Raw genomic sequence first — 18,963 nt, forward strand, 5'->3', positions numbered from 1 at the left:
CGGTATCTCCCGTAGGTCCAGCAGGTCCCATATCTCCAGTATCTCCCGTAGGTCCAGCAGGTCCCATGTCTCCGGTATCTCCCTTAGGTCCCGCAGGTCCCATGTCTGCGGTATCTCCCGTAGGTTCGATTACACAGGCCGTGTCAATAGCACTGAATGGTCCCAAATTACACCTGATCTGACCTGTACTGACCGGTTGGCAACGAAATTTGCCGTGATTACATCCACCACATCCGCGATTTCGAGAATTATTAAAATACACTATAACACATCCTTTCTCTGTTATTCTATTCAGGGAATAACAGAGTGGACGGGGTATCAACTATGTCTATTAAATAATTGTTAATCGAATCAAATTCATAATTGCCGCTTTAAAAAATGTGTATAGTTGTCCTTTGAAGATTTTTAAGTTTTTTAAAAGTTGAATTTCTCTTTAGTTAAGCTGCTTATTAAATTTCAGGTACCTTATAACCTTCGATAATCGCGTCCTTTAATCGTATAAAACTTCTGTAATTATTCCTCACTTTTTAAAAAATTGGCTTATCGAAGTTCGATAAGCCAATTTCATACATACTATATTATTTTGATAATGCGATTTTTATATGGGCTAAGTGGTGCTCCTCATGCCAAGCTAATTTTGCAACTTTTGTCGCAACTGTTATTTTACCGTTTTTCTGGTGAGTAAAAGCTCGCTCTAATTGCGATTCAGTTAAGTTATTTCCTAAAGATACGATGCGCTCATTTATACCTTCAAGCATTTTAATAGAACTTTCTACAGGGAGTTTTGTATCCGGTTGAATAGCCCACTTTTCTTGATCAAAATCTGGCACTGTTGGGTTCTCATCTGTTAAAGCCATCTTCAAACGTTGATACATGTTCAACTGAGAATCTGCAATGTGGTGAACAAGTTGACGAACTGTCCAGCTACCCTCACGATAGGTTCTGCTTAACTCCTCATCACTTAATGAGTCAACAGTTTCTCTTAACCGATTCGTGTAAGTTGCAGTTTCCTTTAGCCATTCTTGAATGTTTTCTAACGTTACCTTTTCTGGAACTTGTAACTCCCCAATTGGAAATCTTACATTCATTTTCATTCCCCTTTTCCCTATTTGTTATTTTCTCCACATTTTTATGACCACATGAATTATTTCATAATTCTCATTATAGTTTAACATACATATCTACTTTATTTTATTAAGTGTTAATCAAGAATTTAGCCCCATTGTGGAAGTTTAGCATTGTACGCTGGTTTGCTTTAGAACTGGTTATTTTTATGTATGTCTTTCAATCTCCATGTTCTTCAATTATCCGCATTGCAATACCCGCCAACTCGCCATGTTCAGTAAATCGTTCACTCAGCATATCCGTAAGAATATGTTCTAGGAAGTATTTTACACAGTTCATATCTTGAAACAGCAGTATTGTCCTTAATGCTTCTTCGTATATCTCTATGAACAATGGCTCTGGATTATCCTTTTGAATCTCACCAAATGCTTCATAAAGCAAATCTATTTTATCAGCAACAGATAATATGCGCCCTTCCAATGTCTCATCTTTACCTTCTTTAAGTCGCTCCAAATAAATGGCTTGAAACTCATATGGTAATTCCTTTTCTACAAACTTTCTTGTCATTTCTTCCTCTACTTCACTGAATAGTTGCTTCAACTCTTTCGAAGCATATTTTACAGGCGTCTTTATATCTCCTGTAAAAAGTTCCGCGTAATCATGGTTCAATGCCTTTTCATATAGGATTCTCCAATCCACTTTCTGTCCAGATTCCTCTTCGACTGTTCCAAGAAATTGAGCAATTTTCGTAACTTTAAATGAATGACTGGCGACAGAATGCTCTTGAAATTTAAACTTTCCTGGACAACGAATAATTTGTTCTAAATCAGATAAGCTTTTAAAATATTGATGTACACCCATCTTATTCATCACCTTTCTATACTTTTTGGGGCTATCGTATTAAAAACTAATCATACACACGATTATTTATGCCTTTTTAACAGTGCTATGTTTACTTTAAGCCTCGTCTATCATTACTTTCCCTTATTCTCACTAAGTTATGCAGGAAAAGGATTAACATCATACAACCAAGAATTTAATCGGTCAATTTAGTTACATTCACATGCTTCTATAGTCTTTTCTGCTACTTCTTAATAATAGGATGAACTGGGGCATCTGGGCTTTTTTTATGTTTATTGAGATGGAGTTGTTTGTCTTTGTGCGACGCAAGGATGCCAAAAATAAAATAGCCACAAAGTTATATAAAATAACCCTATGGCTCAAATACAATTATTATTAATCCTTTACCTTCTTAGCCGTATATCACATTCTGGCTTGTTTCTGACACAAAATCATTTCAATCATGCTCGTTTGTGAAATATCTTACATATCATTTGCAACCAGATTACTCTGGTAAGTTCAACTGCCAGGATATGCCAAACTGATCATTCAGCCATCCGAATTTTTTACTGAACCCATAGTTATTGAGAGGCATGAGTGCTGTGCCATTTTGCATCATTTTATCATAAAGGCTGTCAATTTCCTCTTCGGTATCACACGTAAGAAAGATAGAAAAAGATGGGGTAAACGTAAATTCATGGTCAACATGGCTGTCGATACACATGAACTCCTGCCCCTTTAACGAGAATACAGCTTGTACAACTGTACCTTCTTTTCCAGGTCCATCAGCCCCGTATCGAGTAATGCTTTTAATTTCTGAATCCTCGATGAGTGATATGTAGTAATTCATAGCCTCTTCTGCAATACCGCCTTGAAACATTATAAAAGGTGTTACCTTTTTCATATTTAACTTTCCCTTCTTCACATAGACTTTATTGTTGTTACCTTGTTTCAACTACCTGTTTACACCCCAAAATATAAGAGCGAATGTTAATGAAAACTCGAGTAACTTCTCATCTTGAATCAAACGACACCCGTTTGTTCATTAAACACGTTCGTTGACACAACTTTTAAGGTCTAAAATGTTTCTTAACCTGTATAGCTAATTTTTCCTGTCTCCAATAATTCCTGAAGCCCCATAAACATATAATTCCAACCATGTTCAGTGCTATCATGCGTTTCACCAAGAGCTTTTTCGATATCGGACTCTGTCCAATTCTCTTCTTGAGGCACATGGATCACTTGTGTGAACGTCATCTCACAGCCTTGCTGGAGTTCTTTTAGCTCAACTGTAATCGTATCTTCTAATTCGCTGAATTGTGGCATCTTAAAAGTGAACACGATTTTTTTCGGAGGATCAATTTCAAGGTACTCCCCAATCGCACGGTAATCTTGTCCTTCCCGATGGTCAACAATCTCCCAAGTACCGCCTACTTGAGGATTATTTTGCGTCACCTTATTCGTGCCTTCCAATGTAAAAAACCATTTTCTCATCATTTCTGGATTCAGCCATGCGTCAAAAACTCTTTCAGGTTTTACATTAAATTCTCTTTTCATTACTAATGATGTAGTTGAGATGTTGTTCATAAAATTCCCCTTCCGATGATTTAGTGCTCCTTCTTCTTGGCTTTCAATAACTCACTTTCCAGAATATCAAAACGATTACTCCAAAAACTCTCATAAAAACGGAGCCATTCAGTAGCCTGAGACAATGACTCTGCATTTAAGCTACAGATATGCGTCCTTCCCGTTACACTCCTCTCTACTAAATTTGCTCGTTCCAGAACCTTTATATGTTTAGATATAGCTGCTAAAGACATATCAAAAGGCTCTGCTAACTCTGAAACTGTCCTTGCTTTTTGAGCCATCATATGAACGATTTCTCTTCTTGTTGGATCAGCTAAAGCTTGAAATATTACATTTAATTGATTTTCATTATGGTTAACCATGTAGTTAAATATAACAAACTTCTCATTTATATTCAACCTTTTGGTTAAATGATAAATATAAAACATTCTACCTTATTCTATATTATTGCCCTTTTACTAAAGTGATATGCATTTCGGATCCCCCACAAATCTGAACCGTTTGTGAAATACAGGTTAAAACCCACACATCAACTGATATATTCAGCAAGATCGATGTAGCTCATTATAATTAGGATAACTTGAATACATCGGTCCTGTTTAATTTAACTATTTAGAAGCACCTCTTAAAAAGGCTAGTTGTTCGTGCAATAGAGTCCTACCCTACTTAGTATTTTTTTAATTAGCATGTCCGGCAAACTGTAACACCATTTGAAAATGACTTCTCTTTTGGATTCATTTTCGAGAAGTGTATCAGTGCATCCAACTACAAGAAATGATAATATGTATGATGAGTAAAAGATCTTGCAATAGATAAATATTGTTTTTTTTGTTGCAACAGGAGGATATAAAATGAGTAACGAAGATAATTTTTGGCTTGATTTACCGAAGCCGTTTTTTATATTAGCACCAATGGAAGATGTCACAGACGTTGTGTTTCGCCACGTCATTAGTGAAGCGGCAGCACCCGATGTATTTTTCACAGAATTCACTAATACAGAAAGTTATTGTCACCCTCAAGGAAGAGACAGTGTACGTGGGCGGTTAACGTTCACAGAAGATGAACAACCGATTGTCGCTCATATTTGGGGCAATAAACCTGAGTTTTTTAAACAGATGAGTATTGATATGAAAAAACTCGGGTTTAGAGGTATCGATTTAAACATGGGATGTCCAGTACAAAACGTCGCAGCCAATGGCAAAGGTTCTGGGTTAATACGGCATCCTGAAGTTGCAGCAGAAATTATTCAAGCAGCAAAAGCAGGTGGCTTACCAGTTAGTGTTAAAACAAGATTGGGTTACACATTTGTGGACGAGTGGCGCGAGTGGTTAGGACATATATTGAAACAAGATATTGCGAATCTTTCCATTCACCTTCGTACAAAAAAAGAGATGAGTAAAGTAGATGCACACTGGGAACTAATCCCTGAAATCAAAAAACTGCGAGATGAAATCGCTCCAAATACGTTACTAACCATTAACGGAGATATTCCTGACCGTGCAACAGGGTTAAAATTAGTAGAACAATACGGCGTTGACGGTGTCATGATTGGCCGCGGCGTTTTCACCAATCCATTTGCTTTTGAAAAAGAACCTAAAGAGCATAGTGTGAAAGAGTTTCTCAATTTATTACTTTTACAATTAGAACTTCACGATAAATATTCAACAGAAATCGAACCGCGTTCATTCAAGCAACTTCATCGTTTTTTCAAAATCTATGTTCGAGGATTTAGTGGCGCAGGCGAACTGAGAAACCAATTAATGAATACAAAATCAACGGATGAAGTCCGTCTTTTATTACAACCAGTTTTAGAATCAGAATTAGACTAAATACAGCACGGGACACGGAGATAGGTTCCGCGTCTCCCCCAAAATACTGGAGATCATAGAAATCTTCGCTAAAATCACTGCAATCATTTCAGAGCGTTCCCTCCGGAAGTACGGAGAAAGAGTCCGCCAACGATATTGAGAGGTAGGTGGATGACCACGACGATGCAAAAACTCTATTTTGAACCTGCATGGGACAAAACAATTGCCCCTACTGATCGCGAAAAGATTATGCATCATTTCCTACAACAAACGAAACAGCTACAAGACGGCGTCCTTCTGTCATTCTTATGGAATGCTCGCAATCATAAAGGTGAACAGCTGATTACGGTACTCATTCACAATTTTGAGGAAATAAATTTCCGCTTAGACAATACAGTCATTTCCTATAATGAACAAGGCAAACAACAAGCCAATGCTATGTTTAGCTTACCTTGTGAAATTGCCGGAAATACTTCTATGCCGTGGACGTTTATATTTTCAGAAACGAATGAAACAAATGGTTGTCCGCAGTATAAAATTGGGAATTAAGGTGAAAATAAAGAGTCCCTGCCAATCATACAGATGAAAATCGTATGGCCGGCAGGCACTCTTTTATTTACATTGAAGTTATTCTCATGCTCAGGTATAGAAAAGTAGATTAGACAAGCACCTTGTCTTGTTTAATTTGACGCGCAATTTTCTCTGTTAAGCGTGATGTTACTTTCGGTAATACCATTTTAAGAACAGGTGACAACACTGCACCTGATAAGCCACCCGCATTTACCTCAATTGTCCCCGTCATCGTTGTTTGCTCTGCTGTTTCCTCCGCAGTAAACTGTCCACTCCCAGTGAATTTATCCGTTAACCCTTTTATTTCAAAACGAATCGTCGATGGCGCGTGAAATTCAGTAATGTCTAATTCCATTTTTACCGTCTTTTTTAGGCCCTTGAAGTTCCCTTCAAATGTCCAAACCGACTTTTGTTCATCAATTTGTTCATGCTCCTTATAAGCTGGAACCATCGTTGCCCAGTTTTCAATGTGACTAACATATTCCCATACGTTTTCTACCGATGCTGAAATGTTTACGGAATGCGATGCGATTGCCATACGTTTCACTACTTTCGTTTCTATTTTCAATGTGGTTTACATTTAAGCCTCAAGGAATTTTGCTATCATTCTCGTAGACTTATTGTATATATTTGCCAACTTTTATTATACCGCAACTGCCCATTATGTACATGAGTGAAGGGTTTCACCACTACTCAAAAACGTAACCAGGCAAAACTAAAAGGCCTGAATCCGGTGCAATACCGAATCCAGACCTTACAAGCTGCCTAACAAAATAGCTGTTTATTTTATAAAATCGTGATGAATCAGTTGAATACCCTCTCTCTCAGGATCCTTCCCCTATCGACTTCTTTTCGCAAAAAGTTTTTTCTTTATGTTTAAGTAGTTTTTCATTTCAAAAATCAAATAAAACAGATTCGCCCGTATTTCAAATTCTTCTCTTGTCTTCGGCAACTCCATCTCGCCGATCAAGGCATTTAATTCCTCTAACTCATTTAATGAAATCTCTGTTGTATCTCCCGAATGAACGTTTCGACTTAAATTCTCCAAGAAGTCTGCAAACATTTCTTTCTGTTTGACGTCTAGGCTGAATGAAGAGAAAATAGCAACGATTTTCATCATATGCTTTAGGAGTTCCAGTTGATCCTCTCGCATTTCCAGATAATAATAATCTATGTTTCGTTTTTGCAACAAACGATTTTCTACATCTTGAATGGCAATGCTTTTCGATTGATTAATCAAATCTTCTACCTCAAGTATCTCTTTCCCATCCCAGTTTCGCATATTATCCCTTAAATGGGCAGAGAATTCAAAGAGAATAATTTCAAACTTTTGTTCAATCTCCTTCTTAAAGTTTTCAATATCTTGCTTGAAATTTGGCATGAAACTATTGACGAGAAGAGCAATTCCCATACCGATGAAAATAATATAGACCTCGTTCAGAAACAGGGACCAGGTAGCATCCTGTACCGTATAAACATGTAATACGACAACCATACTTGTGACAAAACCAGCCTGGATGTGAACTCTTACAAGGATTGGAATAAATAATAAAATAAATAAGGAAAAGACAATGGGATGATAACCTAATACTTCAAAAAACAAAGCACCAATCATCAAGGATAAGAGAGAGGCAAAGAATTTATCCTTCATTGTAATTAATGTCTTTTTCTTCGTTTTCTCGATACACATAATAACAATAATTCCTGCAAACGTTGCAAATTCCAAATCCAATAAACTCGCGATCCAAATTGCCAGCCCTGCTCCTACAGCAGTTTTTATCGTCCGATAGCCCATGCCAATCATGGAAGCACCACCTATTATTTTCTCAGTAAACCCTTACAGGTTACCTTTTTTAAAAATTCGCGTTCATTCACATATGTGTACAATCACTGAAACTATAACCGGTTGGCATCAGCTTCGATGTATATCAATAAACTTGTTGTGTATTCTAAAAATAGTTCGCCTATTCCTCGAAATTCATCTGCCTCTAGTTTACCATGTAGATAATGAATCGTGACATATATCCGACGCATTAAGATGGATACCCACACCTTCTGTCGTCTCGATGTAGAGGTCTTATCAAGAATGTCCGGGCGTAGGTATTTCCAATTTTACATAGTGCCTGCTTCTAAAAAAATCTAAATTATTTCGGAAAAATGAACTGCACTCCACTTATTAGACACCTTCTAGCAAGTGGAGTGCAGTTCATTTACGGTCCTTTTTTCAGTATTCTTCATACCTAACGCACTTCCCTTAGCTGAATTATACTACTCTCATAATTCCCTTGTTTTTTCTCCTGACTTAATAATAATTGTGACAGAATTTGCTTGACCACCTTCTATGTGATTTTCCATCTGCGACACATCGATATCTGTCTCAATAATCACTCGTTTACGTTCTTTCCCTTTTAACCTGACCTCATATGGAGCATCGTTATTCATAAGTGATACCATTCGTACATCCTCCTCGAATGGATAGCTTTCATAGAATTCAATATTGAATTGAGTATTTTTTCCACTATAATTTTTAAAAGGAAGTTCACATACTCCATGAAGGATTGTTTCATTTTTCATTTCAAAATTACAAACGCTATTATCACTTTGATAGGATATTGCGTAAATGCCAGTTGCAATCGTTTTTTGAAAAGTACTGGCTACCAAAAGAGGTGCAAAAACCGCTACGATAATAGCAATCAATACGAATCCAACATGATACTTCTTTAATGATTTCACTAGTAAAACGAGGCTTGCAATTAGTAACAATAACGAGATGATTCCAACATAATGGAATCCATTTACTGTTGTAATAGGTATATTTAAAGCCGAAACAACTGCTTCACCGTAAGGATTTTTATGTGGAAAGGGGAAGTTTAATGCCAATGAAATAAAAAAAGGAATAAATGCAATATATATGAGTTTCTTGTCTTTTATCAAAATAACCACTCCCAACTATGCTAAATTTCAATGCAAATGTAAAATGCCCTCTCTTTCAATAATATGATATCACACTCTTCAGTATATTTATAACACCCCTTTACCTCCAGTGAACTCTCAATTCTCAAGGAAGTTCCCTAAAAGCCAAGTACCCTGAAATATATGGTACATCTATTTATCCTAAGTTCGAGAATTTGCATATGGCTTCCGTCAGATACCTCCTCACTAAGGACACCCTTGCATTCTGCTAACAGTTCCTACTGCCAAGCCTGTAATGGACCAGCGTTTCCCCATGCCTATCACACAGAAAAACCTTGAAAGGCACTTTGCCAATCAAGGTTTTAAGCAATCACATTATATTGTAGGAATATCAACCACTTCGCCTGGGGATTTACTAATAAGTATATCAGGTAGGTTTGGGTTATTTTTTTTCAACTTATACTTTTGAATTTTTGTTAAATCAGGGTCAAAGGAAATATTCTGCGATTTAAATTCTAATTTTTTAAGTTTGTTATAAATCTTACTCAAGAAATCTTTCCATTTCTCTAATGGAGAACTTGAAACTTCATCTGAATTATCTAACAAACGGTAGCCGTCTGCATAATGAAACATTAGTAAACCCGTCCCTAAATCACAAGCCTCATTTTCTAAAATAACTGTTGGTACATCAAATCCACTATTCCAATTATAATTTACTACAAAAAAATGGAGTATTAGTGGGTTATCTACCTTGCTTAACTGACTGATTAAATTATTTTTATCCGTATTATAAAGCAACTCTTCAAGAAAATTAATATCTTTCTTATCCATGATATTATCCCTCCCACTATGCTTTTAGAAATTTAATTTTCCAATTGCTTTAGCTTTCTTTCCCAAAGTTCTATTGTTGCGCCTTGACTAGGATAAAGCGGTAATCCTTTCTCCTGTAATTTCTTTAGATTTTGTTGTAAATCATATACTTGTTTTTGTAGACTATCAACACTTTGATCAATATCCATTCTATTTAATGCTTTTTCTACCACTTGGTTATAGACAGAATGATATCCACTATGCCTAGACATTGTGCTTATATCATTATTAGGTATTCTTAGAATAGTGATCGGTACCTGTGCAACAAACAACAACGGACAATTCACGAGATTGTACGGAAACTCAAATTACATTAGATATTGAAGTAAATACCTAGTCCATGCTTATAAATATGTAATTGTAGTGAGTTGACGGAATAGTGTCATGCACAGGTACCTGAAATTAAAGATGAATTTATTGTAACGCTGTTAATGCCCCACTCTAAAATAAAAAATTGTTTATTCGGCACCCCACCCCATAAAAGAACCTTGAAAGGCGTATAGCCAATCAAGGTTCTTTTCACAAAATATAGCTTAAATATTAATGACTCTCTCTACTTGTATCCCCCTACTAACAACTGATAACCATGGCATCACTTGATCGGTAGTGAATATTTGGAAATGGATTAACTCTTTTTGGTTGTACTGTTTGAGTAGTTCACTATCTTTTAATAACTCATAGTTTTGAATTGTGTACCAACTCAAACTGTAAGAGCGTTTTTCTTCTTCTCGTACACTTAATAGATTTGTTGTTAAAGAAAAGTCTGCTTTTAAACAGTCCCTAAACCTTAATTTCAACAGTTCCTCTTCATCACTATTATTGTAATAATCAACGGTTAAAACTAAGTCTAACAAATCATTTTCCCAATTAATACACTCGACAATACTATCAGTAAAATCTAAAGTATTGTAAATTTCTTCAAATCCATTTGCTATCAACATTTGAGCACCTCTATTTCCTAAAATAAAAATGAGTCAACTCTCTTAATTCTTGTTTTTTTGCATTAGATGGGAAGTTTCCAGATTCATCAAGCCATCCCCCACCTTTATTTTGCACTTTAAAATATGGTTTTCCATCTGCTGGGTTCGGCATAATACGAAATATGTCACCATTCTCTGGATTGGTAAATTTTATTGCTTCTTCACTTTTAACGCTTCTTGGTGGGTCAACTACTTTTGACCATCCATTACTCTCTAAATTATTAATTAAATCTTCCGCATTATTTTTTTTGCCAAATCCTTATAACTTGTACTATCCTTTATTAGATTACCAGCACCCTTAGACTTGCTTTCAACTGTGGGAGTCTTCTTTACAGAAAGATCTCCTTTATATTTAGATGGCTTGGCTCCGGAGATGAAAGCGAGCTTGAAACCTTTTTGGACAATCGCATTCGGTTTTAGATAATCCACAAATGCAAGTTTTGTACCTTCAAAGTACCTATCTAGCTCGCGGACACCACCATCATCGAATTCATCCTCCACTTTGTTGACCACTACATATTGAATTGGCTTGCTTGTACCCAGCTGGTATTTTTTGACGATCAGACCATTTTCGTACACGTGGAATGTTAACAGGTTATAGTTTCCATAAGCATCTCTTTTAATTGTCTTGGTCTTTTTACCCTCGAGTGCCCGAAAGGTTCCCGGCGTGATCTCCGTGCCTATCAGATTTTCCTGATTGTTGGTCTCTACGCCTCCATTAACCGGAGAGGCCTGTTGTTCGATGGCCGTTTTCAATCTACTGTTCATTGATATCGCGGCCCACTGGTTCGCCGTGACAGAGGCAATTTCTTTTCCATTAACCCCTTTACTTCCAGTACCGTTTTCTTCATTGCCTTTTTGACGACCTTAGTAGCCTGTCAACTTTCCTTTTTAATGGTCGCCTTGGCTTTCTTGATGATTTTTTTATGGCCAGTATTGTTTTCTTCATTGTCTTTTTCAGTTTCTTGACCTGTTGACTATTTGTTAGATTATTCTTGAGTTTTAGTGTGCAAATATAAATCGAATGGTTATTAAAAAACCTTGAATGGCATATAGCCGTTCAAGGAATAAGTAGTATGTCCGTTAAATTTTTAATCAACTAATAAATCAAGATAATACATATCATTTTCTTCTATTTTCCTTAAAAATTCTGCAAGAGAAGTTGCAATTTGAATATCATAATAGTAAATTGGATTTTTATTATTATCATCCAATTCCATTGACATTAAAGCTGATTCACTACCTTCAAAAAATACTAATTTGTTATCCTCAAATTCATCATATATTTCTATGTCTGGAAAAAATTCAAAATCATTCATTCTCAATCGAAAGTCTTTCCTGAATATGGGTCCATAATACGATTAACATTATACTCTGATCCTTTAATAAACCCATAGCCAACTTCTAAATAAAAACTAACTAATTCATTCGGTAATTTTAAATGTAGTTTTTTTTCAACCTCACCTATTTCACTTTCAGTCACTGGATAAAAACTATTTTCTATGTTTACTTTAATAAAATCATAGCTCATCATTTTTTCCCTCCTTTAAACAATTCACTTCCTATTGAACCTTTTCCATGAATACCAGCTTGGTGCTCATTTGGAAATTTTGTTGGATGCATATTTCACCATCCATATTACCCACCCAAAAAATCCCAATTTATATGTATCTCATTTTGCTAGGCAAGTTCAATCTAAATCAAAGTTTTATTGTTTATGAATTAATCCAAAAGCGATTCAGAGAATTCATGTTTTAATTTACTTATTATCTTATTATCATTACTCAAGATAAAAAATAAGTCTCCATCTAAAATTCTAATTTCTAAATATGCTAATGGATGTTGCATATTATTGATTTCTTTGACTTCCACCCTTGGGCGAAAGTTATAATCATAGAGATTATTATTTAAAAAGCAAACGAAAATCCCGTTCCTAATCGATTGAGTATCGTCTAAAACTTCAAAGAGATTTGCTTCTTCCAAATAAACTATTTTTTCCCTTTCTACTTTTTCTCCAAACTTCCATGCAATTTCATCATTTTCATGAAGCCCAGAACCTGGATAATCACTCACATATCGAGGGACTATCTCTATATCCCCAACTCCCCAATATATTTCACGCATTTCTGTACTAATCATACTAAATAATTTCTTGATAAAATTACTGTTGTTATTGGCATCTGGAGTTTGCAATTTAATCATATTTCAACCAACTTTCATTTTAAAGGATGTTTGTATCCATACGGTGATCAATCTTATAATCACCTATAAGATATCTTTCATTCCATTGAACTTTGTGCCAATGTGGAACACTATGATTGTCAGGATAACCATAGTTTATAAAATCAATCAATCCCTTTTCTTTAGCATAATCATCGTAGCACTCAGTTTGTTTAACATTACCATATTCATCATACTTGTTAAGACTCTTCGTCCCAGCGTCCTACTAATTTAGGAAAATTTTGACCATATGCCTCATCTGATAAAAAAGGTTCCTTTGCAAAGTCATCTACATTACCTTTACCAATCGTCCCAATATCCTTAACCTTATCCACGGATTTCCGAACATCATTCACAGTATCAAGTGCTTTAGCAGGTTTAACGATAGTAAAAGCCGCAGCTTCTAATCTCTCATTTGCTGTCGCATCGGCGCTAAGTATAGTACCGATATCTTCCTTAAAGAAGTCAAACGCACCCATGGCATAAGGCGCAAGGCCATCCGGAGTTCCTGGTGCATTTCCACCTACGACTTTCCTCATACCCTCAAATGTTATTTCTTCATCATAAGGAGGTAATTTCTGAATACCACTTTTACGGTTCGGATCATCAAAGTTAGTAACTTTTTCGGACGGATCGGTTTCGAGTGTGTCAAGGGCAGCTTCCATTTGTTTTAGGTCAGTTGTGAAGTGGCCTTGGAACATCATAAAAAATTGAAGATAAATTTATTGTAACGCTGTTAATGCCCCTCTCTAAAATAAACAGAAACACCCTACAGAGAATGAACTCCATAGGGTATTTTTATCGTTCTTCAACTAGACTCAAATTTCATTTCTCGCAAAGAACTAATTATTTTAACCGCCTCACAACCCAGAACCTTACATTTAAGCGAACATAAATTTTCTTTAAGAATGCTACTTGTTATGGACAGATACATGATACTGTTTATATCCACGTTCACTAACATTTAATTCAAATTCTTTAAATACTCTTTAACCCGAATGCTTGGTATTACTTTTATTTTTTCTGGCAACTCGCTGAATTCCAATATCGGATCCATAATCTCAACTAATGCATCAATTTCATCTATACTAACTTCTTTCTTAAATACAAACTGTTCTTGTTTTTCAAACCCATTACTTTCATAATCACTACTAAACAAAGAAATTTTCCCATCATCGATTACTAGTTCTCCTATCGCAAAAGGTTCATATTCTTCGCCTTTATATATTATTTTATATTTCAACTCAAATAAAAGTTCTATCTCATCCAGGGTTACTTCTTTTATAAAGATATCATGATGGATATTTCCACCTAGATCAACTAATTCTTTAAATCCATTTTCATGCTCTTTGCTCCTTAATCTATATTTATCATTTCGAAGATTTACTGGATAATTCTTATTATTATATTTAGCATATTTACCCACAATAACCCCACCTTAATTAAATTCAACCCACGATTTTGTATCTCCATCAAAAATAAAGTTGAATACTGGTTCTCCTGCCTTACTGTCTCTAATATACATCATATCGCCTTCAACAAAATTTCTTGCTTCTTGATAATATTCGGGTAAAACAATCTCTTTACTACCCGTAAATCCTCGTCCTGTATATGGATATGAATCAGGGTTAGGATCCCACCTTGGTATTGACAATTGGTTGGGTTCTCCTAAATTATATTCAATTGTTCCATAATATCTATCTGGACTTCCAACAGATTCTGATATACCATCAACACCATTAGTTATTTTAAATGTTGTATTATTGTAATCTAAACGAGCACCTTCATAATTCTCCTCTAAACTTTTTAATTTTTCCGAATGCACCTTCACAGCACTGAACCCTCTAACACCGGTATAGCTTTCATTATAAAGATAATTGTATATGTCTCTTTGAGGTATTACCTTCGCCATCATAGTACCTTTTGGTGGAATACCTATTTGATTTCTTATATTATTTATTTTTTTTACTTCTTTATCTTTTAATAACCTATCGGGATGTAATAATTCTAAAAATCCATCAACAGTATAACCATTCTCTTTTAAAATAAATTGCATAGATTCACTAGTTTTAACCGTTTCAACTTTCGGCCTAGTATTGCCAGCCCCCTTATCAACATTACCCTGAGGAGGTTTAGTTGTCTCTTGAATCTTACTCGTCTCCTTAGCACCAACAGTCCTCACCGATTCTGTCGAGCCTATCCCTTTTACGCCTCCCACTACCAGAGTCGCAATCCCAAAGCTATTTTCCCAATGTTCCTTGGAAAAAGGCTCTTCCGGCAATAATCCGTCTTTTACCATTTCCGTAATACCCATCGTCATATAATTGGCAAAGTCAGATGGTGAATGCGTCATATTATTCGCTCTGCTTTTCGCCCCCGATATAAGCGCATCTGAAGCACCTATTGTTACATAATTCGCAAAATCATATGGAGAATCGAGTGCTTTACCGGTTCGTATTTTTACTCCGTCTACAAAGTCAGTTCCCATTTCCTTAAAGCTATTCAAAGATTTCACGAATGGATTGGGATTGCTAGTAGACGGGGGAGCGGGAACGGTGCAGACTTTTCCGCTATATATTTCGTAACTTCTCGTAGTTGGATCATTCGACCAGTCAATTGGTCCGGCATACGTCGCCATACCGGGAAGCGTTAAAATACTCGACCCATAAAGAGTACTCTGCCCATCCACTAATCCATAGCTAAACTCAATTGGATCTTCACCAGCTAACAGCGCTCCGAGCATCGTTGTAGGCTGACCATTTACACCCATCCTGACAGGAAGACCAGCCATAGCTGCGGTATGTTGCGCCAATTCCGTCTTTAGCGTATTTTTTGACGACAAGGCAGCCCATTGATTCGCTGAGAAATTAATGGCAGTAACCCCATCCGTAAACAGCCCTTCAATATCCGAAACCCATGTTTCCATCGTCAGAAGATCCTGCGCAATTGGCGCCAACGCAGTCGTCTGATTCGCATCGAATTCATGTAGTTGTGTGAGGGTATTATCTCGTTTAATTGTAGCAGTGTGAACGCCTTCCTGCACTTCGCTATCATTGAGATGTGGAAGGAAAACGATGTCTGCAACTTGATTCATGATCCTGTTCGCGTCATCCGTTAGACTCTCCGTCAACTGTGCTATGGTCTTCAGCCCTTGTTCGATTTCTACGTCGAGGAAATGCTCACGAATGAAACCTGTCGAATCTGGTTCGAGTCCATCAAGGGCGGCGTCCATCTGTTTTAGGACGTATGTGAAACGGTTCTGAAATAGCTTGAAAAACTGAAGGAACGGCAAGTGGCAGTCCGCGTAAAATGCACGGATTGCATTTCCCCCTTCGCCTTTCAACGAATCTTCCATCGCAACGACTCCTTGAACCGCTCGATCGATGGTTTCCATTTCTTTGCCTAGACGATCAAGCATCGTGATGTTCCGATGGAGTCCATCCTTTAATGGATGAACATCAAGCACCTTCACAAAGCATCGCCCCCCGATTGTCTGGCAACAATGACATTCACTTTCAACTGCTCCCAATCCCTATTAGTAGCCAATAATCCCCTGTCGATAAATATCCCACTCCCCGTTGCATCCAAAAATCTAATAAGTAAAAATACTTACTAATTATGTCATACGAATATGAGGAGGAATAAGTTTCCCATCTACGAAAAAAGGATCCAAAAGCCTTATTCTTTTTCGATACTTTCACAACTAAAGTTACAATGGCATAAGGCAAGGATTCTTAAAAATCGGTACCTATTATGTCCATACGACGAAAAAAGTAGTTGATATAGGCTGTGTTATTTCACATAGCGGTTTAATTGTTGATATAATTATTTTTTAGTTTAAAGTGTACATATTACGGGAATAATGGATACAGGGGATATTATTCTGAGGGGGAAGAGATTTGGAAAACGTAAGGATAGAAAAGGAAATTAAACAGTATATTAAAGATCATAAACCAGCTTTTGAAAACCAATTATTAGGTCAAGCTGTAAATGTAAGAGATAAAATTGACGATATCTTAAGATTCGGGGAAATTGACCTCATTAACAATGCACACAAACTAGTTAATTATGTCATTGATGGCGATAAACTTAAGGAACTTCAGTTATTTGCTAAACAAGAAGGAATAGCATGGGCTACACATTCCATAGCTTTATCTTTTAAACTGGAATGGGTACAAGCGATTCGCAGAACTCTTTGGAACTTCATACAAGAATATAACAAGGATGAGCAAAACTTCACGATTGATATGGTCTTCATATTGGAAAAACAATTTAATAGCCAAATAGATGACTTTTTAAATTCATTCTTTATTAGCTATTCAACATTTAAAGATTCACTGATTTTAGCTCAAAAGGAAATAGTTGCAAATTTATCTGTCCCTATTATTCCGATAACGCCAAACATATGTATACTTCCCTTAATTGGCGCAATGGACACATTTAGAACAACTATCCTAGAGGAAAAGGTTTTAGAGGAGATTAACAGACTTCATACTCAAACATTAATCATTGACTTATCTGGCATAGCAAGTATGGAAAGTAATGTAATTGAACATCTTATGAAAACTATTTACGGTACTTCCATGATGGGATGTCGCACAATCATTACCGGCTTGCGTCCAGATGTTGTTAGACAGTTGAATAGTTTAGGTATTAATTTTGATAAAGACACGAAAACCTTTGGTACTTTACAACAAGCATTAAATGAATTCTTACTAAAATAATGAAATTAGAAATCGCAGTACATACCTAGTCTACGCTTATATAATATGTAATCGTGGTGAATTACCAGTTTTTTTGTATGTGAATTCAGATGTGTGAATTGTTTTTCTTTGCTTGACCAAAGTATACTTCATTTAATTTGTCGTTAAAATCTTTATACGTAAAAAGAGACGATTTCATCTATTGGATAGATGAAATCGTCTCTTTAGGTATCTGCATGCGGCACAAACTTGGTAATTCACTGCTATTGTATAATATCACAATGAAAGTCAGAAAAATTGGAGACTACTGTTTTTCGTATGTTTATTTAGATCTGTGAATTGCTTGTCTTTGTTTGATGCACAGTTCCAACCTATTTAGTAGTTGTAAAATAGAATTCTCCTAGAATTTCCTGCGTTTGATAACGACCTGGTGTAAGCTCTTTTTCAATAAAAGAGTTAATCTCTGATTGTTCAAGATCGTACATGACTTCAATTTCTTTGGAAAATAGAAGTTTTTCTTTTTCAAGCAAGGTAGAAAGGGATGGTTGTTGTTTTGGTTGAAGCTCTTCCGTGTTTAGCACTTGTTTTAATCCGTCAACATAGTATTCAAACGGACGTCCACCAACAATTTTCACACCTTTATTGTCCTCATTCATCATGATAATAGTAGGGAATCCTCTGGCACCTAGGCTTCTAACTAGTTCAAAATCTTTGTTTAATAATTGTTGTCCAATTGGTTGTTCGGCTTCAATTACAACGGCTTCTCCATCAAGACCCAGTTTATTTACGATGTCAATCATAACGGATGGATCTGAAATATTTTGATTAAATGCGAAAAGTGCTTCTCTGGCACGGCGTAAATACTCAAATGCTGTAGCATCATTATGACTTTTTTGGATTATTTTAAATACACGAGAGGCCGGGTAAGAAGATTGAACAGGATTATCAATCATTAAAGTACCATCAATTGGCATTCTTGAATGTTCTCCAACTTCTCTCCAATGACCAGCAACGTCAGCTGGTTTATATATTCCGTTAGCAGGATCGATTGGTCCATCATGCCATTTTTCCAACAAACCGCCCATAACCGTGTGAAAATTAAAATAATCACCATATTGCTCTACAAAACGACGAAGTGTCGGTTCAATTGCCCAACAATGTGAACAAATTGGATCTGTCACATAATAAAGACTAACTTTTTTTTCTGGTTGATTAAAATCGATGATTTCAATTTCCTCTTCTCCAGCTACTCCGCATACACCAGTTTCTAAATCACAAATCATATTATTATTGTTCTTCAATTGATCATCCCTCATTTCTATAATATTACGATTACATACATACAAAACAAGATTCCACTCAACATTTAGATATTTTAACTCGGACGTAACGGCTATGTTATATTCC

Annotated in this window: 20 protein-coding genes and 3 pseudogenes; 3 read left to right on the top strand and 20 right to left on the bottom strand. The window is 36.1% G+C overall.

Going from position 1 to position 18,963, the window contains the following annotated elements:
* The 6 genes and pseudogenes from AC25Y5_RS13850 to AC25Y5_RS13875 form a co-directional block, all read right to left on the bottom strand.
* Positions 1-262, bottom strand: a pseudogene (locus AC25Y5_RS13850) (hypothetical protein); the annotation flags it as partial.
* A gap of 316 nt (positions 263-578) precedes the next feature.
* Positions 579-1,088 carry a YfiT family bacillithiol transferase gene (locus tag AC25Y5_RS13855; RefSeq protein WP_488140807.1) on the bottom strand — a complete coding sequence of 170 codons (510 nt, stop codon included), beginning with the start codon at positions 1,086-1,088 and terminating at the stop codon, positions 579-581.
* Between the two features lie 196 nt (positions 1,089-1,284).
* Positions 1,285-1,926, bottom strand: a complete 642-nt coding sequence (locus AC25Y5_RS13860; protein WP_488140808.1) for a YfbR-like 5'-deoxynucleotidase — start codon at positions 1,924-1,926, stop codon at positions 1,285-1,287.
* A 484-nt stretch (positions 1,927-2,410) separates the two neighbouring features.
* Positions 2,411-2,809 carry a VOC family protein gene (locus tag AC25Y5_RS13865; RefSeq protein WP_488140809.1) on the bottom strand — a complete coding sequence of 133 codons (399 nt, stop codon included), beginning with the start codon at positions 2,807-2,809 and terminating at the stop codon, positions 2,411-2,413.
* Positions 2,810-2,994: 185 nt separating this feature from the next.
* Complete coding sequence (locus tag AC25Y5_RS13870) at positions 2,995-3,492, bottom strand: SRPBCC family protein (RefSeq protein ID WP_488140810.1); 498 nt, start codon at positions 3,490-3,492, stop codon at positions 2,995-2,997.
* Positions 3,493-3,512: 20 nt separating this feature from the next.
* Entirely contained in the window at positions 3,513-3,920 is a 408-nt protein-coding gene (locus tag AC25Y5_RS13875) for an ArsR/SmtB family transcription factor (protein WP_488140811.1), read from the bottom strand.
* A gap of 423 nt (positions 3,921-4,343) precedes the next feature.
* On the opposite strand from AC25Y5_RS13875, the gene AC25Y5_RS13880 reads away from it, so the two are divergent.
* Together AC25Y5_RS13880 and AC25Y5_RS13885 are read left to right on the top strand one after the other, a co-directional pair.
* Positions 4,344-5,321, top strand: coding sequence for a tRNA dihydrouridine synthase (locus tag AC25Y5_RS13880; protein WP_482102304.1), 978 nt, complete (start codon positions 4,344-4,346; stop codon positions 5,319-5,321).
* Between the two features lie 150 nt (positions 5,322-5,471).
* On the top strand, positions 5,472-5,849 hold the full coding sequence (locus tag AC25Y5_RS13885; RefSeq protein WP_488140812.1) for an SLAP domain-containing protein: 378 nt from the start codon (positions 5,472-5,474) through the stop codon (positions 5,847-5,849).
* A 109-nt stretch (positions 5,850-5,958) separates the two neighbouring features.
* On the opposite strand, the gene AC25Y5_RS13890 is transcribed toward AC25Y5_RS13885, so the two are convergent.
* The 13 genes and pseudogenes from AC25Y5_RS13890 to AC25Y5_RS13950 form a co-directional block, all read right to left on the bottom strand.
* On the bottom strand, positions 5,959-6,438 hold the full coding sequence (locus tag AC25Y5_RS13890) for an SRPBCC family protein (protein ID WP_488140813.1): 480 nt from the start codon (positions 6,436-6,438) through the stop codon (positions 5,959-5,961).
* Positions 6,439-6,708: 270 nt separating this feature from the next.
* The gene (locus AC25Y5_RS13895) at positions 6,709-7,674 is read right to left on the bottom strand and encodes an aromatic acid exporter family protein (protein WP_488140814.1); all 966 of its coding nucleotides are present in this window, start codon (positions 7,672-7,674) and stop codon (positions 6,709-6,711) included.
* 470 nt (positions 7,675-8,144) lie between these two features.
* Entirely contained in the window at positions 8,145-8,804 is a 660-nt protein-coding gene (locus AC25Y5_RS13900; RefSeq protein WP_488140815.1) for a hypothetical protein, read from the bottom strand.
* Positions 8,805-9,158: 354 nt separating this feature from the next.
* A complete protein-coding gene (locus tag AC25Y5_RS13905) occupies positions 9,159-9,614 on the bottom strand; it encodes a DUF4274 domain-containing protein (protein ID WP_488140816.1) in 456 nt (151 codons plus the stop codon).
* A 32-nt stretch (positions 9,615-9,646) separates the two neighbouring features.
* Entirely contained in the window at positions 9,647-9,865 is a 219-nt protein-coding gene (locus AC25Y5_RS13910; protein WP_488140817.1) for an AHH domain-containing protein, read from the bottom strand.
* A gap of 321 nt (positions 9,866-10,186) precedes the next feature.
* Positions 10,187-10,594, bottom strand: coding sequence for a hypothetical protein (locus tag AC25Y5_RS13915; protein WP_488140818.1), 408 nt, complete (start codon positions 10,592-10,594; stop codon positions 10,187-10,189).
* 264 nt (positions 10,595-10,858) lie between these two features.
* Positions 10,859-11,401, bottom strand: coding sequence for a hypothetical protein (locus AC25Y5_RS13920; RefSeq protein ID WP_488140819.1), 543 nt, complete (start codon positions 11,399-11,401; stop codon positions 10,859-10,861).
* 323 nt (positions 11,402-11,724) lie between these two features.
* Positions 11,725-12,164, bottom strand: a pseudogene (locus AC25Y5_RS13925) (SMI1/KNR4 family protein).
* A pseudogene (locus AC25Y5_RS13930) lies at positions 12,164-12,259 on the bottom strand (hypothetical protein); the annotation flags it as partial. The pseudogenes AC25Y5_RS13925 and AC25Y5_RS13930, both read right to left, overlap by 1 nt.
* A gap of 96 nt (positions 12,260-12,355) precedes the next feature.
* A complete protein-coding gene (locus AC25Y5_RS13935) occupies positions 12,356-12,835 on the bottom strand; it encodes a hypothetical protein (RefSeq protein WP_488140820.1) in 480 nt (159 codons plus the stop codon).
* Between the two features lie 218 nt (positions 12,836-13,053).
* Complete coding sequence (locus AC25Y5_RS13940) at positions 13,054-13,518, bottom strand: hypothetical protein (protein ID WP_488140821.1); 465 nt, start codon at positions 13,516-13,518, stop codon at positions 13,054-13,056.
* Positions 13,519-13,817: 299 nt separating this feature from the next.
* Positions 13,818-14,279, bottom strand: coding sequence for a hypothetical protein (locus AC25Y5_RS13945; protein ID WP_488140822.1), 462 nt, complete (start codon positions 14,277-14,279; stop codon positions 13,818-13,820).
* A gap of 12 nt (positions 14,280-14,291) precedes the next feature.
* Complete coding sequence (locus AC25Y5_RS13950) at positions 14,292-16,325, bottom strand: ribonuclease YeeF family protein (protein ID WP_488140823.1); 2,034 nt, start codon at positions 16,323-16,325, stop codon at positions 14,292-14,294.
* A gap of 427 nt (positions 16,326-16,752) precedes the next feature.
* Here AC25Y5_RS13950 and AC25Y5_RS13955 point away from each other — a divergent pair, with 427 nt between their 5' ends.
* Complete coding sequence (locus AC25Y5_RS13955) at positions 16,753-17,577, top strand: STAS domain-containing protein (RefSeq protein ID WP_488140824.1); 825 nt, start codon at positions 16,753-16,755, stop codon at positions 17,575-17,577.
* Between the two features lie 350 nt (positions 17,578-17,927).
* Here the strand turns inward: AC25Y5_RS13955 and AC25Y5_RS13960 are convergent, their stop codons facing one another.
* Positions 17,928-18,839: a DsbA family protein gene (locus tag AC25Y5_RS13960; RefSeq protein WP_488140879.1), complete on the bottom strand. Its 912-nt coding sequence runs from the start codon at positions 18,837-18,839 to the stop codon at positions 17,928-17,930.
* Positions 18,840-18,963: the final 124 nt, after the last annotated feature.

It is taken from the genome of Sporosarcina sp. Y1011 (assembly GCF_057669885.1).